At 64.6% G+C, this 22,392-nt stretch carries 22 protein-coding genes; 9 read left to right on the top strand and 13 right to left on the bottom strand.

Annotation, left to right across the window (positions count from 1 at the left end; translation table 11 throughout):
• Positions 1–230 precede the first annotated feature (230 nt).
• From pdxA to Q6D67_RS19535, 3 genes are read right to left on the bottom strand one after another with little or no spacing between them, the layout of a single operon-like run.
• Complete coding sequence (gene pdxA / locus Q6D67_RS19545; RefSeq protein WP_304707358.1) at positions 231–1,232, bottom strand: 4-hydroxythreonine-4-phosphate dehydrogenase PdxA; 1,002 nt, start codon at positions 1,230–1,232, stop codon at positions 231–233.
• A 7-nt stretch (positions 1,233–1,239) separates the two neighbouring features.
• Positions 1,240–2,520, bottom strand: coding sequence for a peptidylprolyl isomerase (locus tag Q6D67_RS19540; protein ID WP_304707357.1), 1,281 nt, complete (start codon positions 2,518–2,520; stop codon positions 1,240–1,242).
• Positions 2,510–4,885, bottom strand: a complete 2,376-nt coding sequence (locus tag Q6D67_RS19535) for an LPS-assembly protein LptD (protein WP_304707356.1) — start codon at positions 4,883–4,885, stop codon at positions 2,510–2,512. The genes Q6D67_RS19540 and Q6D67_RS19535 overlap by 11 nt, the downstream gene beginning before the upstream one ends.
• An 86-nt stretch (positions 4,886–4,971) precedes the next feature.
• On the opposite strand from Q6D67_RS19535, the gene Q6D67_RS19530 reads away from it, so the two are divergent.
• The 8 genes from Q6D67_RS19530 (at position 4,972) to trpC (ending at position 12,439) form a co-directional block, all read left to right on the top strand.
• Positions 4,972–6,006, top strand: coding sequence for an aminoglycoside phosphotransferase family protein (locus Q6D67_RS19530; protein WP_304707355.1), 1,035 nt, complete (start codon positions 4,972–4,974; stop codon positions 6,004–6,006).
• Positions 6,007–6,011: 5 nt separating this feature from the next.
• Positions 6,012–6,686 carry an N-acetylmuramate alpha-1-phosphate uridylyltransferase MurU gene (gene murU / locus Q6D67_RS19525; protein ID WP_370552000.1) on the top strand — a complete coding sequence of 225 codons (675 nt, stop codon included), beginning with the start codon at positions 6,012–6,014 and terminating at the stop codon, positions 6,684–6,686.
• Between the two features lie 384 nt (positions 6,687–7,070).
• Positions 7,071–7,748 (top strand): ribulose-phosphate 3-epimerase, encoded by a 678-nt coding sequence (rpe, locus tag Q6D67_RS19520; protein ID WP_304707353.1) that lies wholly within the window; start codon positions 7,071–7,073, stop codon positions 7,746–7,748.
• The gene (gene trpE, locus Q6D67_RS19515) at positions 7,748–9,253 is read left to right on the top strand and encodes an anthranilate synthase component I (protein WP_304707352.1); all 1,506 of its coding nucleotides are present in this window, start codon (positions 7,748–7,750) and stop codon (positions 9,251–9,253) included. The genes rpe and trpE overlap by 1 nt, the downstream gene beginning before the upstream one ends.
• Positions 9,250–9,789, top strand: coding sequence for a macro domain-containing protein (locus Q6D67_RS19510; RefSeq protein ID WP_304707351.1), 540 nt, complete (start codon positions 9,250–9,252; stop codon positions 9,787–9,789). Before trpE ends, Q6D67_RS19510 begins: the two co-directional genes overlap by 4 nt.
• Before the next feature lie 195 nt (positions 9,790–9,984).
• A complete protein-coding gene (locus Q6D67_RS19505) occupies positions 9,985–10,578 on the top strand; it encodes an aminodeoxychorismate/anthranilate synthase component II (protein WP_304707350.1) in 594 nt (197 codons plus the stop codon).
• Positions 10,578–11,624, top strand: a complete 1,047-nt coding sequence (gene trpD, locus Q6D67_RS19500; protein WP_304707349.1) for an anthranilate phosphoribosyltransferase — start codon at positions 10,578–10,580, stop codon at positions 11,622–11,624. The genes Q6D67_RS19505 and trpD overlap by 1 nt, the downstream gene beginning before the upstream one ends.
• Positions 11,624–12,439, top strand: coding sequence for an indole-3-glycerol phosphate synthase TrpC (gene trpC / locus Q6D67_RS19495; RefSeq protein WP_304707348.1), 816 nt, complete (start codon positions 11,624–11,626; stop codon positions 12,437–12,439). The genes trpD and trpC overlap by 1 nt, the downstream gene beginning before the upstream one ends.
• 206 nt (positions 12,440–12,645) lie before the next feature.
• Here the strand turns inward: trpC and crp are convergent, their stop codons facing one another.
• Positions 12,646–13,290: a cAMP-activated global transcriptional regulator CRP gene (crp, locus tag Q6D67_RS19490; RefSeq protein ID WP_304707347.1), complete on the bottom strand. Its 645-nt coding sequence runs from the start codon at positions 13,288–13,290 to the stop codon at positions 12,646–12,648.
• A gap of 119 nt (positions 13,291–13,409) precedes the next feature.
• Between crp and Q6D67_RS19485 the strand changes: the two genes are divergently transcribed.
• Entirely contained in the window at positions 13,410–13,835 is a 426-nt protein-coding gene (locus Q6D67_RS19485) for an OsmC family protein (protein ID WP_304707346.1), read from the top strand.
• Between the two features lie 166 nt (positions 13,836–14,001).
• On the opposite strand, the gene coq7 is transcribed toward Q6D67_RS19485, so the two are convergent.
• The 9 genes from coq7 to aroQ all read right to left on the bottom strand — a co-directional run bounded on the left by coq7 (position 14,002) and on the right by aroQ (position 22,184).
• Positions 14,002–14,646 (bottom strand): 2-polyprenyl-3-methyl-6-methoxy-1,4-benzoquinone monooxygenase, encoded by a 645-nt coding sequence (coq7, locus tag Q6D67_RS19480; protein WP_304707345.1) that lies wholly within the window; start codon positions 14,644–14,646, stop codon positions 14,002–14,004.
• A 28-nt stretch (positions 14,647–14,674) separates the two neighbouring features.
• The gene (gene purD, locus Q6D67_RS19475) at positions 14,675–15,958 is read right to left on the bottom strand and encodes a phosphoribosylamine--glycine ligase (RefSeq protein WP_304707344.1); all 1,284 of its coding nucleotides are present in this window, start codon (positions 15,956–15,958) and stop codon (positions 14,675–14,677) included.
• 13 nt (positions 15,959–15,971) lie between these two features.
• Entirely contained in the window at positions 15,972–17,546 is a 1,575-nt protein-coding gene (purH, locus tag Q6D67_RS19470; RefSeq protein WP_304707343.1) for a bifunctional phosphoribosylaminoimidazolecarboxamide formyltransferase/IMP cyclohydrolase, read from the bottom strand.
• 23 nt (positions 17,547–17,569) lie between these two features.
• The gene (gene fis / locus Q6D67_RS19465; RefSeq protein ID WP_304707342.1) at positions 17,570–17,893 is read right to left on the bottom strand and encodes a DNA-binding transcriptional regulator Fis; all 324 of its coding nucleotides are present in this window, start codon (positions 17,891–17,893) and stop codon (positions 17,570–17,572) included.
• Positions 17,890–18,876 (bottom strand): tRNA dihydrouridine synthase DusB, encoded by a 987-nt coding sequence (gene dusB, locus Q6D67_RS19460; RefSeq protein WP_304707341.1) that lies wholly within the window; start codon positions 18,874–18,876, stop codon positions 17,890–17,892. The genes fis and dusB overlap by 4 nt, the downstream gene beginning before the upstream one ends.
• A gap of 111 nt (positions 18,877–18,987) precedes the next feature.
• Positions 18,988–19,875: a 50S ribosomal protein L11 methyltransferase gene (gene prmA / locus Q6D67_RS19455; RefSeq protein WP_304707340.1), complete on the bottom strand. Its 888-nt coding sequence runs from the start codon at positions 19,873–19,875 to the stop codon at positions 18,988–18,990.
• Between the two features lie 6 nt (positions 19,876–19,881).
• Complete coding sequence (accC, locus tag Q6D67_RS19450; RefSeq protein WP_304707339.1) at positions 19,882–21,234, bottom strand: acetyl-CoA carboxylase biotin carboxylase subunit; 1,353 nt, start codon at positions 21,232–21,234, stop codon at positions 19,882–19,884.
• Between the two features lie 42 nt (positions 21,235–21,276).
• Complete coding sequence (accB, locus tag Q6D67_RS19445) at positions 21,277–21,717, bottom strand: acetyl-CoA carboxylase biotin carboxyl carrier protein (protein WP_304707338.1); 441 nt, start codon at positions 21,715–21,717, stop codon at positions 21,277–21,279.
• Positions 21,718–21,740: 23 nt separating this feature from the next.
• Positions 21,741–22,184, bottom strand: coding sequence for a type II 3-dehydroquinate dehydratase (gene aroQ, locus Q6D67_RS19440; protein WP_304707337.1), 444 nt, complete (start codon positions 22,182–22,184; stop codon positions 21,741–21,743).
• Positions 22,185–22,392 lie beyond the last annotated feature (208 nt).

Raw genomic sequence — 22,392 nt, 5'->3', positions numbered from 1 at the left:
CCGCCTTTCCTGGCAGATACCTGCCAGTTGATCTAGTAAAGACCAAAAAAGCGGGACTGAGTGACTATATCTGCGGAGATTTTCTCCCCGCACCCACACACGGGCAGCCGGTAGCGTCTGCTGCGGGCGCTGCGTGAGGATTTGCTGGTCACGGTTGTGCCGCAGTTGCAGGCTTCTTGGCTGGGGTGATGATAGAGGCCCTGCCTCCCAGCCCCGTGCTGGTACTGGGGTCAGATTGCCCCCAGCTCAATCGCCAACTCCAGCGCCGCCCGCAAACTACCGTCACTCACTGCACCCGTGCCAGCAAGGTCCAGCGCGGTGCCGTGGTCCACACTGGTGCGCACAATCGGCAGCCCCAGCGTAATATTTACCGCATTCCCAAACCCTGCATACTTGAGCACGGGCAGCCCCTGGTCGTGGTACATGGCCAGGTAGGCGTCGGCTTGTGCGAGCAGCTTGGGGCTGAATGCGGTATCCGCCGGTAGCGGCCCCAGCAGGTTCATGCCCTCTGCACGCAAGTTTTCCAGCACGGGGCTGATAACCTCGATCTCCTCCCGTCCCAGATGCCCGCCCTCGCCGGCGTGGGGGTTAAGGCCGAGCACCGCAATACAGGGTCTGGCAATACCAAATTTGCCCCTCAGGTCACTGTGCAGGATGTGCAGAGTCGCGGTCAGTGAGTCCGCGGTAATTGCCGCCGGTACCTGCGCCAGCGGCAGGTGGGTGGTGGCCAGCGCCACCCGCAGCTCGCCAGCGGCAAGGAGCATCACCACCCGGGGAGTGCCGGTTGTCTCCGCCAGGAACTCGGTGTGGCCACTGAAGGGGATGTCGGCATCGTTGATCACGGATTTCTGTACCGGAGCGGTAACCATGGCCTGGAATTGGCCGCTGGTGCAGCCCTCCACAGCACGCTGCAGGGTCTCGACCACATAGGGTGCATTGGCCACGTTCAGTACCCCGGGTTCCACCGCCGTAGCCAGGTGCGGTGCGCGCATTTTGCCGCCGGCGGGCAGGACACCAACAGTGCCGGCGGGCAGGGGCTGCGGGGTGGCGCCGAGGTCAATTACCTGCAGCCGCAGGGGCAGGCCCAGCTGCTGCGCCCGGGCCGCCAGCAGTTCCGGGTCGGCAATCACCACCAACTCGGCTGCCCAGTCGCTCTGGGCGATCATGGCGACGATATCCGGGCCGATACCTGCCGGTTCCCCGGCGGTGATGGCGATCCTCGGTACCGTCATGCTGTGGCTACTTGATGTCGACGTAGGCTTCGTCGCGGATCTTGCGCAGCCAGGCGTCCAGTTCTTCCTCGTACTTCCGCTGGTGCAGGGCCTCGGTGGCGCGGGCGCGAATGGCCTCGCGGGTCATGTCCTGCTCGCGTCTTTCCATGACTTCAAGCACGTGCCAGCCGAACTGGCTCTGTACCGGATCGGACAGTTCGCCAACCGGCGTTGCCGCCATGGCCTCTTCGAATTCGGGCACCATCTGGCCGGGGGTGGTCCAGCCGAGGTCGCCGCCTTCGGCTGCGGAGCCGATGTCTTCGGAATGCTCCCGGGCCAAATCGCCGAAGTCCTCGCCGGCTTCGGCGCGTTCTTTCAGGCTGGCGACCAGGTCGCGGGCCTCGTCACTGGTCATGATTTCGGAGGGCCGCACCAGGATATGGCGTACCCGGGTCTGGTTCACCATCTGGCTGCCGCCCTTCATGTCCGCCAGGTGCACCAGGTGCAGGCCGGAGGGGCTGCGGATCGGGTCCGAGGTGGCGCCGACTTCCAGGCTGGGCACCACATCGCTGAACAGGCTGGGCAGGTCCTGCAGGTTGCCCCAGTCAAGGGCGCCACCGGTGAACTGGTAGCGATCGGTGCTGCCGGCGATAACCCGGTCGAAAGCCTCGCCCCCGCGGATCCGAGTGAGCAGCTGTTGCAGATAGTCCCGGGCCGCGGCCACCTCGTTCTCGGGTGCGTCCTCGGCCAGTGGCAGCAGGGCGTGGAGGATGCGGTACTCGGGCTGGGTCAGCTTCTGCCCCTCGGAGGAGGCCAGGAAATTGTTCACTTCCTGCTCCGAGATCTGGATGCGCTGGTTGACGTTGCCGGACTGGACCCGCTGGATGATCATCTCCCGGCGGATTTGTTCGCGCATGGTAGCGTAGGACTGCCCTTCCCGCTCCAGCATCATCCGGAACTGCTCCAGGCTCATGCGGTTCTGTGCAGCGATACGCTCCAGTGCGGCATTGAGTTGGGCATCGCTGATGCGGGCCCCTACCCGATTGCCCATCTGCAGCTGAATGCTTTCGAGGACCAGCCGGTCCAGGGTTTCGCGGATCAACACATCCTCGGGGGGCAGTTCCATACCGCGCGCCTGCAGGGTCTGGGTAATACTCTCGATCCTCTCGCGCAATTCGCTGGCCATGATCACGTCGTCATCGACGATCGCGACCACCTGGTCCAGCATTTGCGTCTGGGCATGCGCTTGCAGCCCGAAAAGCAGCGAAATGGCGAGGCCGGTGGCCAGCAGTACAGATTTAATAGTCACGATCGTCGAAACCTCGAATCATATCTTCAAGCAGGTCGGTAACCCGGTTACCAAAGCCGCCCATACCCTTGAGTACGACTTGGACCTGTGTGGAGTACTCCCGTTCCAGATCAGGGTCGGAGAAATCGGGATTCTGGCCGGGGACGGTATCTATGTAGCGCAGGTGCAGCAGGCGAATACGCCAGCAGCAGCTATCGTATTCGATTCCGAACATATCTTCCACGCTGGTGCTGCCCTCGACGCTGAAGTTGAGCGCGGCGAACACGCTCCAGCGGTCGTCTATCGGGTAGTAGGCAGACAGGTGGGCCTGTTCGGTCACGGTATCCCGGTCCACCAGCGTCACCGGGCGGCGGTAGGAGTACCCGACATTGAACACGGCGCGATCCTCGCGCTGGTAGCTGGCGTGCAGGCTGCCGGCGTTCATGTTGCCGCTGTCCGGATCCCACACCAGGCTGTTGCGCAGGCTCAGGCGTTTGTTGGGGAAGAAGTTGAGGTCCGCCGCCATTTCCGAACTGGACTGGTCCAGCACCTCGTCCCGCGGGTCCAGCCGCACCCGGCGGTCCCGCAGGTAGAAGATCTGGCCGAGGCTGGCGTTCAGGTATTCGCGGCCGTCCTCGGCGCTGATGTAGCGGGTGGTCAGGCCCAGGGAGATCTGGTTGGCGTCGTCGAGGCGGTCGCGCCCGGAAAACCTCGTCTCCCGGAACAGCTGGTTGTAGCTGAAGGTCAGCTCGGCGCTGTCGAAGTCGGGCTGGGTGGACTGGTCGTCGTATTCGCTGATCAGGTAGTAGATACGCGGCTCGAGGGTCTGCAACAGGTCACGCCCCGCCAACTTGGTGGGGCGCTCAAAGAACAGGCCGCTGTCGACGCTGAGCATTCCCGAGCCCGCCGAGGGGCTGTCACTGCCGAGCAGGCCGAGGTCATTGAGCTCGTATTCCAGGTAGCGATACTTGGCGGTGGGCGTCAGGAAGCCGTACTGCCACAGCATGGGCAGGGTGGCGCCGCCTTCCATATACAGGCGCTGGCCGGTGACGCGCTCTGAGTCTGAATCGAAGTAGGAGTACTGGGTGAGGAATATCGGGTCTATTTCGAAGGGAGTGTAGTCGCCGCGATAACTCGCCGTTATCTGGGGCAGCTTCTTGTAGTCCTCGATGATGTCTTCGGCCAGGGTCTGGAACTGCTGGAACTCCATGCCCACCAGCCAGTCTTCTCCCAGATAGTCGATGGAGCCCAGTTGCAGCAGGTTGGTCTTGCGTTTGGTGTCGAGGTTCGAGGTGTCGAGGTCCTTGAAGTAGTCGACATCGCTGACCTTGCTGTAGTCCACTCGCGAACGCCAGCGCTGCTCGAACAGGCCATTGTGCTCGACGTTGGCGAGCCAGCGGTTGGCGCCGCTTTCCTGGGGCCGGTCCCGCTGCAGGCGATCATCGCTGGGTATGTAGGCGCCGCCGACGGACCAGAAGCCGGTATTGCGGTGGAGATAGCGCGCCTCTGCCTCGTGGTTCAGGCCCCGGTCCTGGATCAGGCGTGGGGTGTACAGCAGGTCGTAGTTGGGAGCCAGGTTGAAGTAGATCGGTACCGCCAGGTCCAGGCCGCCATTGGTGTCGGAGCTGATGTCGGGCCAGAGCAAGCCGGTGCGGCGGCGGTCGTCCAGCGGGAAGCGGATCCAGGGGATGTACAGTACCGGCACGCCGCCCAGGTCCAGCTTGGCGCCGGTCGCGGTACCCAGGCCCTCCTTGAGGTCCAGCTTGATGCTATCGGCGCGGATAGCCCACTCTTCGTCATCCGGGGCGCAGTAGGACATGCTGCCGTCCCGAATGAACAACATGCCCTCAGCGTCCCGGCGCAGCTGGCCGGCGCTGCCGTGCAGGTGCTGCTGGTGGAGGACAAATTCACTGTCGCGGATGCTGGCTTCCCCGGTGTCGGCGGAGTACTGGGCCTCCTGTCCGCGTAGCAGAATCCCGGGCTCGCGCAGGGTGATGCCCCCGGATACGGTGCCTTCGCGCTGGACGCGGTCGAAATAGGCGTCCTCGCCGCGCAGCTGGCGATAACCCTGGTCCACGGCGACTCCGCCGCGCAGATAGACATCGTCGCCCTGCATTTCGGATTCGGTGGCGCGAGCCCGGATGTCTGAGGTTGCGGGTGTGTCGGCGAGATCCGATTCCGCCAGCGGGTCAATGTAACGGCCGCCACAGCTGCGGCAGCGCTGGTCGCGCAGCTCTTCGGGCAGGGATTCCAGCGGCACCCAGTCCAGCCCGGCGGCGTCATTCGCCGCGGCGGGCCCCGCCACCACTGCCTGCAGGGCAAGGCTCAGGGCAACGGCGAGGCGGCGCAACCGGGGTTTGGCGGGGCTGTGCGAGCGCGGAATCATCAAGGTTGGATGCATTTTCTGGTATAAAACGGGATGATAAAGCATCACCCCGGCCTTGTCCGGGACTTTTTGCCACAGGAGCCCCCTTGTCGATCCCCTCGCCGCACCTCTTGCCCTGGGCCCTGGCTGCCCTCGACCAGCCCCCGACAAGGGCGGCCGTGCTGCTGCCCGTAGCGGGCGATGCCAGCAACCGTCGCTACTTCCGCCTGCAGTTGCCAGGGCGTGCCGTCATTGCGGTGGTAGCGCCCCCGGCGACAGAGAAAAATGCCGAGTTTCTGGCCATACGCCAACTGCTGGAGCGTGCCGGAGTGCGCGTACCCAGGTTGCTGGCGGCAGACCTGGAGCAGGGGTTCATGTTGCTGGAGGACCTGGGCGACCGGCTGCTGCTGGGGGAACTGGAGGACGCGACGGCAGACGCCCACTATGCCCGGGCGCTCGCTATCCTGCGCCAGTTGGCCGCGGTCGATTCCCGGGGGTTGGAAGCCCTTCCGGTTTACAACCGCGCATTGCTGGCGGAGGAGTTCAGCCGCTTCCCCGTCTGGTTTTTGCAGCAACTGCTGGGGCTGGAACTCACCAATGCCGAGATGCACCTGCTGGCGGAACTGGACGGTCTGCTGATTGGCAGCGCGCTGGCACAGCCGCAGGTGCTGGTGCACCGGGATTTCCACAGCCGCAACCTGATGTGCCTCGCCAGCGGTGAGCTGGCGGTGATCGATTTCCAGGACGCTGTGGTGGGGCCGATAACCTACGATCCTGTATCGCTGTTGAAGGACTGTTACATTCGCTGGCCGCGGGAGCGGGTGGTGGCGTGGGCGCTGGCCCATCGGGATGCCCTGCATGCGCAGGGGCTGCTCCCACTGGTGACTGACGCAACCTTCCTGCGCTGGCTGGACTGGATGGGCTTGCAGCGGCACCTGAAAGTGCTGGGCACCTTTGCCCGTCTGTATCTGCGCGACGGCAAATCAGCCTACTTGCAGGATCTGCCGCTGGTCATCGCCTACATCCGCGAGGTGCTGGCCGCCCATGCCGGTGAAACCGCCGTGCTGGACAATTTTCGCGACTGGTTCGAGCAACGCCTGCTGCCGGTGGTCGCGCAACAGTCCTGGAGCGAACTGCAGTGAAAGTGATGATTCTCGCCGCCGGGGTTGGCGAGCGCATGCGGCCCCTCACCGAGCACACGCCCAAGCCCCTGCTGGAGGCCGGCGGCAGGCCCCTGATCGCCTGGCACATTGAAGCCCTGGCCGCGCTCGGCCTGCGGGAGCTGGTGATCAACGTGTCCCACCTGGCGGGGCAGATCATGGACTGGTGCGGGGACGGCAGCCGCTGGGGTGTGCGCATCAGCTATTCCCTGGAACCCGAGCCGCTGGAAACAGCCGGTGGTATCCACCGGGCCCTGCCGCTGCTGGGGGATGCTCCGTTCCTGGTGCTGAACGGCGACGTGTGGACCGCTTTTCCGCTGCAGCGCCTGCTGGCGCAGCGGAACCTGGCTCCTGGGTCGGCCCATCTGGTGCTGGTCGACAATCCTCCGCAGCACCCGGAGGGTGACTTTTGCATGACGGCCGGGGGCAGTCTGAGTGCCCGCCCCGCCGGCACCCGCGGGCTGACCTATGCGGGCATCGGTGTCTACACCGCGGGTTTCTTCGCCGACATGGCGCCGGGCAAGTTACCCCTGCGGCCGCTGCTGGATGCGGCCATCGCCGCAGGGAGGGTCTCGGGTGAGCACTTCGGCGGCCCCTGGACTGACGTGGGCACGCCGCAGCGACTGCGGGAGCTGGACGTGCTGCTCTCGTCCAGCCCGTAGGACCCCACTGTGTGGGAGCCCACCAGCACCGTGGGAGCCCACCAGTACCGTGGGAGTCCACCAGTACTGTGGGAGTCCACCAGTACTGTGGGAGTCCACCAGTACTGTGGGAGCCCACTCTGTGGGCGATTGCCGGGGCCCCTTCGCTCGCAGAGCGAGCTCCTACGTTTGCGTGGGAACTGTGGGAGCCCACTCTGTGGGCGATTGCCGGATCCTCCTTCGCTCGCAGAGCGAGCTCCTACGTTTGTCCGGGAGTAGGAGCGCACTCCGTGCGCGATCGCCCGCAGAGCGGGCTCCTACGGTATGCCCCTTAAGGAATTTCGGGATGAAGCCGAAGTGCATAGCCGCTAGAATGACAGCCTTTCCTGCTACCGGAGTCTCGCCGTGACCGATTACCTGATCGCCCCATCCATCCTGTCGGCGGATTTTGCCCGCCTCGGCGAGGAGGTCGACCAGGTGCTGGCAGCGGGTGCGGATGTGGTGCACTTCGATGTCATGGACAACCACTATGTCCCCAACCTCACCATCGGGCCCATGGTCTGCAAGGCCCTGCGCAAGCACGGGGTCAGCGCTCCCATTGACGTGCATCTGATGGTGTCCCCGGTGGACCGCCTGATCGGCGACTTCGCCGAGGCCGGGGCCAGCTGGATCACCTTCCACCCCGACGCTGTCACCCATGTCGACCGCTCCCTGCAGATGATCCGCGATGCCGGCTGCAAGAGCGGACTGGTGTTCAACCCCCACGTCGGCCTGGATGCGCTGAAGTACGTCATGGACAAGGTGGATGTGGTGCTGCTGATGTCGGTGAATCCCGGCTTTGGCGGCCAGTCCTTTATCCCCTCTACCCTCGACAAGCTGCGCGAGGCGCGGGCCCTGATCGACGCTTCCGGTTATTCGATCCGACTGGAGGTCGATGGCGGCGTGTCGGCCAAAAATATCGCCGACGTTGCCGCCGCGGGCGCCGACACCTTTGTCGCCGGCTCTGCGATCTTCAATCAGCCGGACTATGCCGCCGTCATCACCGAGATGCGTCGAGCCCTGGCCGGGGTGAGCGGCAGCTGATGCAGCCGGAGGAGTTCGCCGCCTGTACGGCCCAGGGTTACAACCGTATCCCCGTCAGTATGGAAGTGCTGGCCGACCTGGAAACACCTGTCAGCGCCTACCGCAAGTTGGCGGAAGGACCGTTTTCCTACTTCTTCGAATCGGTACAGGGCGGTGAGAAATGGGGCCGCTACTCCATCATCGGCCTGCCCTGCCGCACTCTGCTGCGGGTGCATGGCTACCGGGTGGATATCCTGGTCGATAGTGAGGTTACCGAGTCCCACCAAGTAGAGGACCCCCTGACCTTTGTCGAGGAGTTTCAGCAGCGCTACCGGGTGGCCCCGCAGCCGGAACTGCCGGTATTTCACGGCGGTCTGGTCGGCTATTTCGGCTATGACAGCGTGCGCTACGTGGAGCCGAGGCTGAAGGGCGGGGCGCCGCCGGACGAGCTGGGCAACCCGGACATCCTGCTGATGCTGTCGGAAGAAGTGCTGGTGTTCGACAATCTCTCCGGTACCATCCGTATCATCGTCAATGTCGACCCGGCCCAGCCGGGGGCTCTGGAGCAGGCCCGGGCGCGCCTGCGCACCCTGGCTGACAAGCTGCGTGAACCGATGCCGCCCCTGCCGGAGGTGGCCCTCCACGGCGCCGATTCCGGTGCCCTGGAAAGCAGCGCCAGCTCCCACTTCAGCGAGTCGCAGTTTGCCGCGGCAGTGAACCGCATCAAGGACTACGTTCTGGCGGGGGATGTGATGCAGGTAGTGCCCTCCCAGCGCATGATGGTGCCCTTCAGCGCGCCGCCGCTGAACCTGTACCGCGCCCTGCGTAATCTCAATCCTTCTCCTTACATGTATTACCTGGATCTGGGCGACTTCCACATTGTTGGCTCCTCCCCGGAGATTCTCGCCCGCCTGCAGCAGGGCGAGGTCACGGTGCGGCCGCTCGCGGGCACCCGTCGCCGCGGCCACACCGAGGCTGAGGATCTGGCGCTGGAGGCGGAGTTGCTGGCGGACCCGAAGGAGATCGCCGAGCACCTGATGCTGATCGACCTCGGTCGCAACGACATCGGTCGCATTGCCGAGACCGGCACCGTGCAGGTGTCGGACCAGATGGCGGTGGAGCGCTATTCCCACGTCATGCACATCGTCTCCAATGTCTGCGGCAAGCTCCAGGCGGGCAAGTCCGCCATGGACGTGTTGCGCGCGACCCTGCCGGCGGGCACGCTGAGCGGCGCACCGAAAATCCGCGCCATGGAGATCATCGATGAGCTGGAACCGGTGAAGCGGGGGGTCTACGGCGGTGCCGTGGGTTACATATCCTGGGCCGGGGAGATGGACACCGCCATCGCCATCCGCACCGCGGTGATCAAGGACGGCAAACTCTACGTGCAGGTGGGCGCCGGCGTGGTGGCGGATTCAGTGCCGCGGCTGGAGTGGAAGGAAACCCACAACAAGGCCCGCGCCATGTTTCGCGCCGCCTCCATGGTGCTGGCGGGGCTGACACCTGGCAGGGAGGATGGATCATGAGCACGGAGAAACAAGCCGTCACCGTTGAATGCGTGACCGGTGATATCGTCCGGCAGCCGGATGTCGACGCGGTGGTCAACGCCGCAAACGCCGCACTGATGTCCGGCGGCGGTGTGGCGGGGGCCATTCACCGTGCGGCGGGGCCCGGGCTGGCCCGGGAGTGCCAGCCATTGGCACCCATCGAACCCGGTGAGGCGGTCATTACCGGGGGGCACAACCTACCCAACCGCTGGGTGATTCACTGTCTCGGGCCCATTCATGGGATCGATGAACCCGCCGATGCCCTGCTCGCGGCCTGCTACGAGAACGCCTTGCGTCTGGCCGAGGAAAACGCCATTGCCCGTTTAGCTTTCCCGGCAATTTCCACCGGCGCTTTCGGCTACCCGGCAGAGGCGGCTGCCGCGGTCTGTGCGGGGGCACTGAAAGCCGCGCTGCCCCAGCTGCAGCAGGTCACTCTGGTGCGCTTCGTGCTCTTTGATGACGCCGCCAGGCAGGTGCTGGAGCGGGCGCTGGCTGATGCCGGGCTGACTTTGTAGCAGCGAACACGCCTTGTCCGGCTGGGGTCGCCAGGTATTGCAACCGAGAACCCGGTAGACGGTCAAGAACCACTGCATGCTATAATCGCAGCCTTTTTGCGTGACCCGCGCCTTGCCGCCGATGCGGGCCAGCAAGGTTCAGCAGGTATCTTTCCCAACCCCCAGACCTGCTGCTCCTTCGCCCAAAGGATGTTTATGTCCAGGATACTCATGATCGACAACTACGACTCCTTCACCTGGAATATCGTGCAGTATCTGGGTGAGCTCGGGGCCGAAGTACGGGTGGTTCGCAACGATGAAATCGCCGTTGCGGACATCCCGGCGCTGGCGCCGGAGCGCATCGTTATCTCCCCGGGACCCTGCACGCCCAATGAGGCGGGCATCTCCATGGCGGTGATCGCCGAGTACGCCGGCAAATTGCCGATCCTCGGCGTGTGCCTGGGCATGCAGAGCATCGGCCAGGTCTACGGCGGGCAGGTGGTGCGCGCGCGCCAGGTGATGCACGGCAAAACCTCCCTGATCCACCATCGGGGGCAGGGGGTGTTCCGGGGTTTGAGCCAGCCTTTCGAGGCCACCCGCTACCACAGCCTGATAGTGGCGCGGGACGGCTTGCCAGAGTGCCTGGAAATAACTGCCTGGACCGAAACCGGGGACGGCGAGATGGATGAGATCATGGGTTTGCGGCATCGCGAACTGGCGGTGGAGGGGGTGCAGTTCCATCCGGAATCCATCCTCACTGCACACGGTCACGATTTACTGCGTAACTTTCTCGAGCTGGAGGCGCGCTGATGAACATGCAACAGGCACTGGCGCGGCTGGTGGAAATGCAGGGTTTGAGCCGGGATGAAATGGCCGCAGTGATGACGACGGTGATGTCCGGCGGGGCCTCGGACGCCCAGATCGGCGCCTTCCTGGTGGCGCTGCGGATGAAGGGCGAAACCGTTGAGGAAATCGCCGGGGCCGCCCAGGTGATGCGCGAGCTGGCGACACCGGTTGCGGTCTCCGGGCCGCATCTGGTGGACCTGGTGGGCACGGGTGGCGACGGCGCCAACCTGTTCAATGTGTCCACCGCGGCGACCTTTGTGGTGGCGGCGGCGGGAGCCCGGGTGGCGAAACATGGCAACCGTTCGGTTTCCAGCACCTCCGGCAGCTCTGACCTGCTGGAAGAGCTGGGCGTGCCCATGGACCTGAGCCCCGTCCAGGTGGCCCGCAGCATCGACAGCGTGGGCATGGGGTTCATGTTTGCCCCCGCGCACCACTCGGCAATGCGCCACGCCGTCGGCCCACGCCGGGAACTTGGCATGCGCACGATCTTCAATGTGCTGGGGCCACTGACCAACCCCGCCGGCGTCAAGCGCCAGCTCGTTGGGGTATTCGATCCCGCCCTGTGCCAGCCGCTGGCTGAAGTGTTGAAAGTGCTGGGCAGTGAACATGCACTGGTGGTGCACGGTGAAGGTGGCCTCGACGAAATTACCATCAGTGGCAGCACCGAGGTCGCCGAGTTGGTCCGCGGCACCGTGTCCAGCTATTGCATCACGCCCGAGGATTTCGGGCTGGCGCGGCAGGATCTGGAAGGTCTTGCGGTCAATAGTGCCGCCGAGTCAGCCGCGCTTATCCGCGCCGCCCTGGGCCGCAGCGACAGCGAGCTGGCCCGCAAGGCCGCGGCCATGATCGTGCTCAACGCCGGTGCCACCATCTATGTCGCCGGCCTCGCAGCCACCATTGCCGACGGCGTCGCGCTGGCGGATGATCTCATTGCCACTGGCCAGGCCATGGAGAAGCTCAGGGAGTTTGTCAGCTTCACCCAGATGATGAGCAGCGGGGGACACGGCTGATGAGCGCGGTATCCACCATTCTGCGCCGCATTCTGGCGCGCAAACAGGAAGAAGTTGCCGAGGGCAGGGCAAAACAGTCGCTGGCGGACCTGGAATCCCGCATCAGCGAACAGTCCGCGACACGCGGATTTGCCGCTGCGCTGCGGCGGCAGGTGGCGCAGTCCCAGCCGGCGGTGATCGCGGAGGTCAAGAAGGCCTCGCCCAGCCAGGGCGTGATTCGCGAGGATTTCCAGCCGGGGCAGATTGCGGAGAGCTACCAGCGTGGCGGTGCCACCTGTCTTTCGGTACTGACCGACGTGGATTTTTTCCAGGGCGCGAACGCCTATCTACAGGAAGCGCGCGGTGCCTGCGACCTGCCGGTTTTGCGCAAGGATTTTACTGTCGATGTCTGGCAGGTGCTGGAGGCCCGGGCGATCGGCGCCGATGCGGTGCTGTTGATCGCTGCCGCGTTGGAGGATCGGCAGATGCAGGAACTGGCGGCCGCCGCCGCCGAGTATGGCCTCGATGTGCTGGTGGAAGTGCACGACCGTATTGAGCTGGAGCGCGCGCTGGAATTGGATACACCGCTGCTGGGTATCAACAACCGCGACCTGCACAGCTTCGAGACCTCACTGCAGACTACCCTCGGTCTGCTGCCTCATATTCCGGCAGATCGGGTGGTGGTTACGGAGAGCGGTATTCACACTGCCGAGGATGTGGCCCTGATGCGCGACGCCGGGGTGTTCAGCTTTCTGGTCGGCGAGGCATTTATGCGCGCCCCTGAGCCCGGCGACAAGCTGCGGGAATTATTCTTCCCGTCCCCGCATGATCTGTAGGAGCGCAGTCCCTGCGCGATCGCCCGCGGAGCGGGCTCCCACCGAGTGATCTGTAGGAGCGCAGTCCCTGCGCGATCGCCCGCGGAGCGGGCTCCCACCGAGCGATCTGTAGGAGCGCAGTCCCTGCGCGATCGCCCGCGGAGCCAGCTCCCACCGAGTGATCTGTAGGAGCGCAGTCCCTGCGCGATCGCCCGCGGAGCCGGCTCCTACCGGGTGCCCAGGACCACCATGGTCTTGCCGGAAACGGATACCAGCCCTTCTTCCTCCAGGGTCTTCAGCACTCGCCCCGCCATCTCCCGGGAACAGCCGACAATCTTGCCCAATTCCTGACGGGTTACCTTTATCTGCATGCCCTCGGGATGGGTCATTGCATCCGGTTGCTTGCACAGATCCAGCAGGGTGTGGGCAATACGCCCGGAGACATCGACGAATGCCAGGTCTTTAAGTTTGCGGGTAGTCTGGCGCAGGCGGATACCCATCTGCCTGGCGATGGCGAAAAGGATATCGGGGAACTGGCTGCGAATCTGGTGAAAGCGTTCGTAGGAGATCTCGGCGACCTCGCATTGTTCCCGCGCCACCACCATCGCGCTGCGCACTTCCTCCTTCGCGCCAAACAGACCCATTTCGCCGAAGAAGTCGCCGGGGTTGAGATAACTCACTACCATCATGTGCTCGGGATCATTTTCGTCCTGCAGCATCACCGACACGGACCCTTCCAGGATCAGATAGAGGAAGTCGCTGTCGGCACCTTCTTCGAGGATTACGTGCTTGGAGCGGTACGCCCGCCGATTGCAGTGGCGGAGAAAATTTTCCACATTGGGTATGGTGTTGGTGATGTGCGGCTTCAGCATTCAGCAGTCTCCCTTCCGCCTGCAAACCAGGCAAACAATGGTACCGCACGCCCACCTCAAGTAAAACGCAAACCGCTATGCTAAGCTCGGCGCCTGATCAAATATGGGGATACAGGGCAATGCAGGTAACGGTCAAGTGGGTCGACGGCGCCATGTTCCTGGGGGAGTCCGGCAGTGGTCACAGCGTGGTGATGGACGGGCCACCGGATCATGGCGGCCGCAACCTGGGCCCACGACCCATGGAAATGCTGTTGCTGGGTGTGGGCGGCTGCGCGTCTTTCGATGTGATGGCGATGCTGCAGAAATCCCGCCAGCAGGTTGTGGACTGCCGGGTGGAGATTGCGGCCGAGCGCGCGGACGCAGTGCCGGCGGTGTTTACCAAAATTCACCTGCACTTTGTGGTAACAGGCGCGGGTCTGAAGGAAAAACAGGTGCAGCGGGCGGTGGAGCTGTCAGCGGAAAAATACTGCTCAGCATCAATCATGCTGGGTGCTGCCGGGGTGGCAATGAGCCACAGTTTCGAAGCCGTGGAGTTTCTGCCTTGAGGGCTAGTCCCAACACGTAGGAGCTCGCTCCGCGAGCGAAAGTCTCTTCGCGCGGGGACCGCGCTCCCACGTGGGAGCTCGCTCTGCGAGCGATTTTTTGGGGTCAATCGCCGGGTCCATCGCCTACAGAGTGGGCGCCTACAATGATCGCCCGCAGAGCGGGCTCCTACAGGTAGTAGCTGCTGCGGGTCATCAGTTTCGATACCGCGCCCATCAGCTCCTTGACCGGCGCGGGCAGGTCAGCGCCGCCCGCGGCGAGGGCATTTTCCCCGTGCCGTTCCTCGTCCGCCAGCATCTGCTGCAGAATCAGCTGGGACTTGCGGTCATCGATGGGCAACTGTTTCAGGTGGTCCTTCAGGTGTCGGCACACCCGCTCCTCGGTGGCGGCCACAAAGCCCAGGCTCCACTTGTCACCTACGGCGCCGGCGCCGGCGCCCAGCAGGAAGGAGAGGCCATACCAGGCCGGGTTCAGGTGGCTGGGGCGGCTGTCGAGCTCCCGCAGGCGCTCGACGCACCAGGCCAGGTGGTCCTCTTCCTCGCGCGCGGCGTCGCGCATCTCTTCCCGCACTTCGGGCAGCTTGGCGGTCAGTGCCTGACCCTGGTACAGGGCCTGGGCGCAGACCTCACCGGTATGGTTGACCCGCATCAGGCCGGCGATGTGGCGTCGCTGGCTGTCACTGAAAGTACTGTCGCGGTGTCCTGCCGCCGGAGATTGGCGGCTGGCGGGCTGACCGCGGTTGTGCAAGGTGCGCAACACCGTGTCGGCTTCGGCCAGCAGGCGGTCCAGCAATGTCAGTTGGCGGGTTCTCATCTCGGTAACCTCAGCGGTGGCACAGGCTTTAACTATAGCGCGCCAGCGCCCGCCAACCAATGTCCCGCCGCAGGGTCATCCCATCCCAGCTGATCTGCGCGGCGGCCTGGTAGCAACTGCGCTGGGCGCGGGCGATGTCAGCCCCCAGTGCGGTCACACAGAGCACCCGGCCGCCGCTGGTGACCACAGTGTCGCCCTCCAGCGCGGTGCCGGCATGGAACACCTTCACCTCTTCCGGCAGGATGCTGTCGAGGCCCTGGATCGGGAAACCCTTGCCGTAGGCGCCGGGGTAGCCGCCGGCGGCCAGTACCACGCCGATGGCGCAGCGCGGGTCCCAGTCGACGCTGGTCTGGTCGAGCTGGCCGTCCAGGGCGGCGTTGCACAGGGCTACCAGGTCGGACCGCAGACGCAGCATGATGGGCTGGGTCTCCGGGTCGCCGAAGCGACAGTTGTACTCGATCACCTTCGGCTCGCCCCGGGGCGAGATCATCAGCCCGGCATAGAGGAAGCCGGTGTAGGCGTTGCCCTCGGCCGCCATGCCGCGGACGGTGGGCAGGATGATTTCATCCATGACCCGCTGATAGACCGCATCGGTGACCACCGGGGCCGGTGAGTAGGCGCCCATGCCACCGGTGTTGGGGCCGGTGTCGCCGTCGCCGATGCGCTTGTGGTCCTGGCTGGTGGCCATCGGCAGCACGTGCTCGCCGTCCACCATCACAATGAAACTCGCCTCCTCGCCCTCGAGGAATTCCTCGATCACGACCCGGCAGCCGGCCTCGCCAAAAGCATTGCCGGCCAGCATGTCAGTAACGGCGGCCTCAGCCTGCTCCAGGGTCTCGGCGACAATGACACCCTTGCCCGCCGCCAGGCCGTCCGCCTTGACCACGATCGGGGCGCCCTGCGCCCGCAGGTAGGCCAGCGCCGGCTCCAGCTCGGTGAAGTTGCCATAGGCGCCGGTGGGAATATGGTGCCGGGCGAGAAAGTCCTTGGTAAATGCCTTGGAGCCCTCGAGTTGGGCGGCGCCCTGGCGCGGGCCAAAACAGCGCAGCCCGCGCTCACTGAAGTAGTCCACCACGCCCCCGACCAGCGGCGCCTCGGGGCCGACAATGGTCAGGCCGACGCCCTGCTCCTCAGCGAAGGCCGCAAGGCCCGGGAAATCCATGGTATCCATGGCGACGTTCTGCACGCCGGGCTCGGTGGCGGTGCCGGCATTGCCCGGCGCCACGTAGACCTGCTCCACGCCCGCGGCCTGGGCCGCTTTCCAGGCCAGCGCGTGTTCGCGGCCACCGCTGCCGATGATCAGTACCTTCATCTTGCCCCCGGATTCAGTGGCGGAAATGGCGCATGCCGGTGAAGACCATGGCCATGCTGTGTTCGTCGGCGGCCGCAATCACTTCTTCGTCGCGGATGGACCCGCCGGGCTGGATTACTGCGGCGATCCCCGCCTGGCCGGCGCTGTCGATCCCGTCGCGGAAGGGGAAGAAGGCATCGGATGCCATCACCGACCCCTTTACCGCCAACCCCGCGTGCTCGGCCTTGATCGCCGCGATGCGAGCGGAATTGATCCGGCTCATCTGGCCGGCACCGACCCCAACTGTCTGACCATTGCTGGCATAGACAATGGCATTGGACTTGACGTACTTGGCCACCTTCCAGGCGAACAGCAGGTCGCGCATCTGCTGCTCGTTCGGGTGTAGCTTGCTGACCACTTTCAGCTCTGCCTCTGTCACCATGCCGAGGTCACGGTCCTGTACCAGCAGGCCCCCGTTGACCCGCTTGTAATCCAGCGCCGGGCTGCTGCTGCCCCATTCTCCGCAGGCCAGCAGACGCACGTTCTGCTTCGCGGCCACCGCCTGCTGTGCCTCCAGGCTGACGCTGGGCGCGATGATGACCTCGACGAACTGGCGCTCGACAATGGCCTGGGCGGTTGCCGTGTCCAGCTCGCGGTTGAAGGCTATGATGCCGCCAAACGCGGATTCCGGGTCGGTGGCAAAGGCGAGGTTGTAGGCGTCCAGCAGGCTGCCGGCCACCGCCACACCGCAGGGGTTGGCGTGCTTGACGATGACGCAGGCAGGTTCGGCGAAGTTTTTCACACATTCCAGCGCGGCATCGGTATCGGCGACGTTGTTGTATGACAGCTCCTTGCCCTGCAGCTGGCGAGCAGTGGCGATGCCCGCTTCGGCCGGCTGCGCTTCCGTGTAGAACGCCGCCTGCTGGTGCGGGTTCTCGCCGTAGCGCATTTCCTGCACCTTGTGGAACTGGGTGTTGAAAGTGCGCGGGAAGGCCCCGGAGCCGCCCGGCACCAGGCTGCCAAAGTGATTGGCGATGGCGCCGTCGTAGGCGGCGGTGTGTTCGTAGGCCTTGATCGCCAGGTTGAAGCGGGTCGCCAGGGTCGTGGCACCCTGGTTGGCGCGCATCTCGTCGAGGATGCCTTCGTAATCGCTGGCGTTCACCACGATATTTACCCAGCGATGATTCTTGGCGGCGGCCCGGACCATGGTGGGCCCGCCGATGTCGATATTCTCGATTGCATCTTCCAGTGTGCAATCCGGCTTCGCCACCGTCGCCGCGAAGGGGTAGAGGTTGACCACGACCATGTCGATGGCCGCGATACCGTGCTCGGCCATGACCGCGTCATCCTGGCCGCGGCGAGCCAGGATGCCACCGTGTACCTTGGGATGCAGGGTTTTTACCCGGCCGTCCATCATCTCCGGAAAGCCCGTGTAGTCCGCCACCTCGGTCACCTCGAGGCCGCTGTCCTGCAGCAAGCGGTAGGTGCCGCCGGTGGACAGCAGCTTCACCCCCAGCTCCCGCAGGGCAGTGGCGAAAGCCACAATGCCGGTTTTATCGGACACGCTGAGGAGCGCGCGCTTGACGATTACGGGATGGGAGTCAGTCATGGGTTTGGGGGTGCCTGTCAGCTTTAGTCGGAGAGAAGGTTGTATTGCTTGAGTTTCTTGCGCAAGGTGCCGCGGTTCAGCCCCAGCATTTGTGACGCGCGGGTCTGGTTGTTGCGGGTGTGCTGCATGACCTCCCGCAGCAGGGGCGCTTCCACCTGGGAGAGCACCAGATCGTAGAAGCCCGACGTGGCCTGCCCGTCCAGCTGGTCCAGGTATTTGCGGACCGCGCGGGTGACCGCGTCGTGCAGGTGGCTGCCGGGCTCCGGGTCCGGAGTGTCGTCGCTGCCAATGTTTTCGATGGCGGTAACTGTGGCTGACTTGGATTGCAGTGTCTCGGGCCGGGTCATGCGGCAAGGTCCTTTGCGCTGTCGCGCATATTCAGTTGTTCGATCATGCGCAGTTGTGCGCAGCTATCGGTCAGGCTGTTGAAGGCTTGCCGGCATTCCACAAGCCCGGGGTGCTGTTGCAGGAACCAGCCCACATGCTTGCGGGCGATGCGCGGGCCCATGAACTCACCGTAAAAGACGTGCAGGGCGCTGATGTGAGCGTGCAGCGTTGCCAGCTGCTGCCCGATATCCGGCTCCGGCGGGGTGAAGCCGGTAGCCAGCCGGGTGGCAATCTGGCCGCAAAGCCAGGGTCGGCCCTGGGCGGCGCGGCCGATCATGACGCCGGCGGCGCCGGTGTAGCGCATTACGGCCTCCGCCTTTTCCGCGGAGTCGATATCGCCGTTGGCAAGCACCGGGAAATCCGTGGCCGCCACAATGGCAGCGATGGTGTCGTATTCCGCATCTCCGCGAAAGGCGCAGGCCCGGGTGCGGCCGTGTACCGCCAGGGCTGCAATGCCGGCATCCTCGGCAATGCGGGCGATGCTGACGCCGTTGCGCGCCACCGGCGTCGAACCGGTGCGAATCTTCAGGGTAACGGGAACCGCTACCGCCGCAACTACCGCCTCGAGGATGGCCTGGACCAGTGCTTCATCGGCCAGCAGAGCAGATCCCGCCGCCTTGCGGCAGACCTTCTTCGCCGGACAGCCCATGTTGATGTCGATGATCTGCGCGCCCAGCGCCACGTTGTAGCGGGCGGCCGCGGCCATCTGCAGGGGGTCATTGCCGGCGATCTGTACCGAGCGGGGTTCGATTTCGGCGTCGTGACGGGTGCGCAGCCGGGTCTTGGCGGTGTCGCGCAGGCGCGGATTGGCGTTGACCATTTCCGACACCACCAATCCCGCCCCCAGCCTGGCGCAGAGCTGCCGCAATGGCAGGTCAGTCACGCCCGCCATGGGCGCCAGGGCCACGGGGTTGGACAGCTTGTAGGGCCCGATTTGCAGCATTACGAGTGCCCGGGTTGGTCGTTCCAAGAGGGCGCGTATCATACTCGACCGGTCCGCGGGGTTAAAGCGCGGTGGCTAAAAAATCGCCAGCTGGTTCAGGTGCCGATCAGGTCAGGCCAGCGTTCCGCGCAGGCAGACCCAGTCCTCGCGCTCGCCGACCACGGCGAGCTCAAGCCGGTCGCTGTAGTGCGCACACAGCTCCGCCGCCTGGGTATTCAGCAACCCCGACAGCATCAGGGTGCCGCCGGGTCGCAACAGGCCGAGAAGGGTTGCGGAAAGCGCCATCAGCGGGCCTGCGAGAATATTGGCCACCACCAGGTCCGCCTGCTGTCGCCACGGGTCGATAGCCTCGGCCCCGGGCAGGGCGACCTCGAGGGCGCTGACGGGCAGCTGGTTGCGGGCGCAGTTGTCGCGGCTGGCGTTGAGGGCCTGGGGGTCATTGTCCACCCCCAGCGCCCTCGCCGCACCCAGTTTCAGTGCCGCCACCGCGAGGATCCCGGAGCCACAGCCGTAATCCACGACCGTGCAACCGCCCAGGGTCATGCCGTCCAGCTGGGTCAGGCACAGGGCCGTGGTCGGGTGAGTGCCGGTGCCGAAAGCCAGGCCCGGGTCCAGCAGCAGATTGACCGCTTCCGGTTCCGGCGGCTCCAGCCAGCTCGGGCATACCCACAGCCGCTGCCCGAAGCGCATGGGCCGGTAGTGGGATATCCACTCCCGCTCCCAGTCCTTGTCTTCGAGTATTTCCACCCGCTGATTGCAGGTTGCAAGCAATTTCCGGGGGAACTGCGCGAGCACGGCGTCCATGTCGGTATCCGCGCTGTAGAGTCCGCTCAGACGGGTCTGCTGCCACAGCGGGGTCTCGCCGACGCCCGGCTCCAGTACCGGCTGGTCGGCATTGTCCTCCATGGTCACCGCCACCGCGCCCGCGGCCAGCATGACTGTTTCCAGTTGCTCGACCTGTTCCGGGCCGGTATCCAGCCTCAGTTGCAGCCAGCTCATAGTGTCTTAGGCCCAGTCTTCCAGCTTGCTTTCGAGATAGTGAATGCTGACACCGCCGGCCTGGAAGGAGCGGTCTATGACCAGTTCCCGGTGCAGTGCAGTGTTGGTGCGGATACCTTCAATGACCAGCTCATCCAGGGCCTGGCGCATCCGGGCCAGAGCACGTTCGCGGGTTTCGCCGTAGCTGATGATCTTGGCGATCAGGGAGTCGTAGAACGGCGGCACCGTGTAGCCGTCGTACAGGTGCGAGTCGACCCGGATCCCCGGCCCGCCCGGGGCGTGGAAGGTCGTGACCTTGCCCGGCGAGGGCATGAAGGTCTGGTGGTCTTCGGCGTTGATGCGGCACTCGAAAGCATGCCCGCGGAACACCACATCCTCCTGGCGGACGGACAGGGGCAAGCCGCTGGCGATGCATAGCTGTTCGCGGACGATGTCGATGCCGGTGATCATCTCGGTGACCGGGTGTTCGACCTGGACCCGGGTGTTCATCTCGATGAAATAGAAGCCGCCATCTTCATAAAGGAACTCGAAGGTGCCGGCGCCGCGGTAGCCGATCTCGATACAGGCGGCGACACAGGCTTCGGCGACCTGGGCGCGTAGATGTTCGTCCACCCCCGGCGCCGGCGCCTCTTCCAGAACCTTCTGGTGACGGCGCTGCAGGGAGCAGTCGCGGTCGCCCAGGTGGATGGCGTTGCCCTGGCCGTCGGCGATGATCTGCACTTCCACATGGCGCGGCTTCTGCAGAAATTTCTCCAGATACACCACCCCGGAGCCGAAGGCCGCGGCGGCCTCGGCCTGGGTGAGCTGAACGGAGTTCAGCAGGGCGGCCTCGTTGTGCACCACCCGCATGCCGCGGCCGCCACCGCCGGCGGCGGCCTTGACGATCACCGGATAACCGATACGGCGCGCCACCTCCAGGGTGCGCTCGGCGTCATCGGTCAGGGGCCCGTCGGAGCCGGGTACCGTGGGTACGCCGGCCTTCTTCATCGCCTCGATGGCGGAGACCTTGTCGCCCATGAGGCGAATGGTGTCTGCCCGCGGGCCGATAAAGATAAAGCCGCTCTTTTCCACCTGCTCGGCAAAGTCGGCGTTTTCAGCCAGGAAGCCGTAACCCGGGTGGATGGCGGTGGCATCGGTGATCTCTGCGGCGCTGATGATGGCGGGTACGTTGAGATAACTGCCGGTGGAGGAGGCGGGACCGATGCAGACCGACTCGTCGGCGAGACGGACGTGCATCAGCTCCCGGTCGGCCTTGGAGTGGACGGCCACGGTCTTGATGCCCAGCTCCTTGCAGGCCCGGAGAATGCGCAGGGCGATCTCACCGCGATTGGCGATGAGTACCTTTTCCAGCTTGGCCATGGTGTGTTCCTCTGCTTGCGGCGCACGGGCGCCGGGGCTGTATCAGACGATGGAGAACAGGGGCTGTTCGAATTCGACCGGCTCGCCGTTGTCGACCAGGATGGCCTCGATGGTGCCGGCCTTGTCGGCCTCGATCTGATTCATCATCTTCATGGCTTCAACAATGCAGAGGACATCGCCAACCTTGACGGTCTGGCCCACTTCCACAAACGCGGGTGAAGTCGGCGAGGGAGAGCGATAGAACGTGCCCACCATGGGCGAGGTGATGACCTTGCCGCTGGTGGCCGGAGTCGCTGCCGGCGCGGGTGCTGCCGCTGTCGGCGCCGGGGCTGGCGGGGGCGGTGCGGGGGCATAGGCCGCCATCATCGGCTGGGCACTGTTGCGGCTGATGCGCACAGATTCCTCGCCTTCCTTGATCTCGATCTCGTCGATGTTGGACTCTTCCAGCAACTCGATCAGCTTCTTGACTTTGCGAATGTCCATAGTGGGCTCTCTCTGGTTTTCGATTAAGGCTGTTCCAGGCTGCGGATTGCGGCCAGTAGTCCAAGTTCGTAGCCCTGGGCGCCCAGGCCGCAAATGACGCCGCGGGCCAGGTCCGAGAAATAGGAGTGCTGCCGGAAGGGCTCGCGGGCATGGGTATTGGACAGGTGTATTTCGATAAACGGGATGGCGACTGCGGCCAGGGCATCGCGCAGGGAAACACTGGTGTGGGTGAAGGCAGCGGGGTTGATCAGGATGAAGTTCACCCCTTCGCGGCGGGCATCGTGGATGCGCTCCACCAGTTCGTACTCGGCGTTGCTCTGCATCGCCAGCAGGTGGTGGCCCCGCTCGGTCGCCATGGTGGCGAGGTCGCGGTTGATGTCCGCGAGCGTTGTCGCCCCGTAGATTGCCGGCTCACGTTCACCGAGCAGATTCAGGTTGGGGCCGTGCAATACCAGAATGGTGGCCATGATTCCCCGCCGTTGCTGTCTTCGACCTGTTTTGGGCGGATTCTCGCGCAATTGCCCGGTGCTGTCCATGTTTAATGTTATTTTTTTGGGAAATAGCGTCTGTTACCCGCTATTTAGACGAATTTAGCAATTTTCCAGACGATGGCGCCACGCAGGGCGCGGTTTCGCCGTGATTTGAGGATCATGGCGAAGAAAGGGGGGATATTCC

Origin of the sequence: Haliea sp. E1-2-M8, from assembly GCF_030649675.1 — a bacterium.
Taxonomy (GTDB): Bacteria; Pseudomonadota; Gammaproteobacteria; order Pseudomonadales; family Halieaceae; genus Haliea.
The sequence above is the reverse complement of the archived record's forward strand: the minus strand, read 5'-3'. Positions and strand labels throughout refer to the sequence as shown.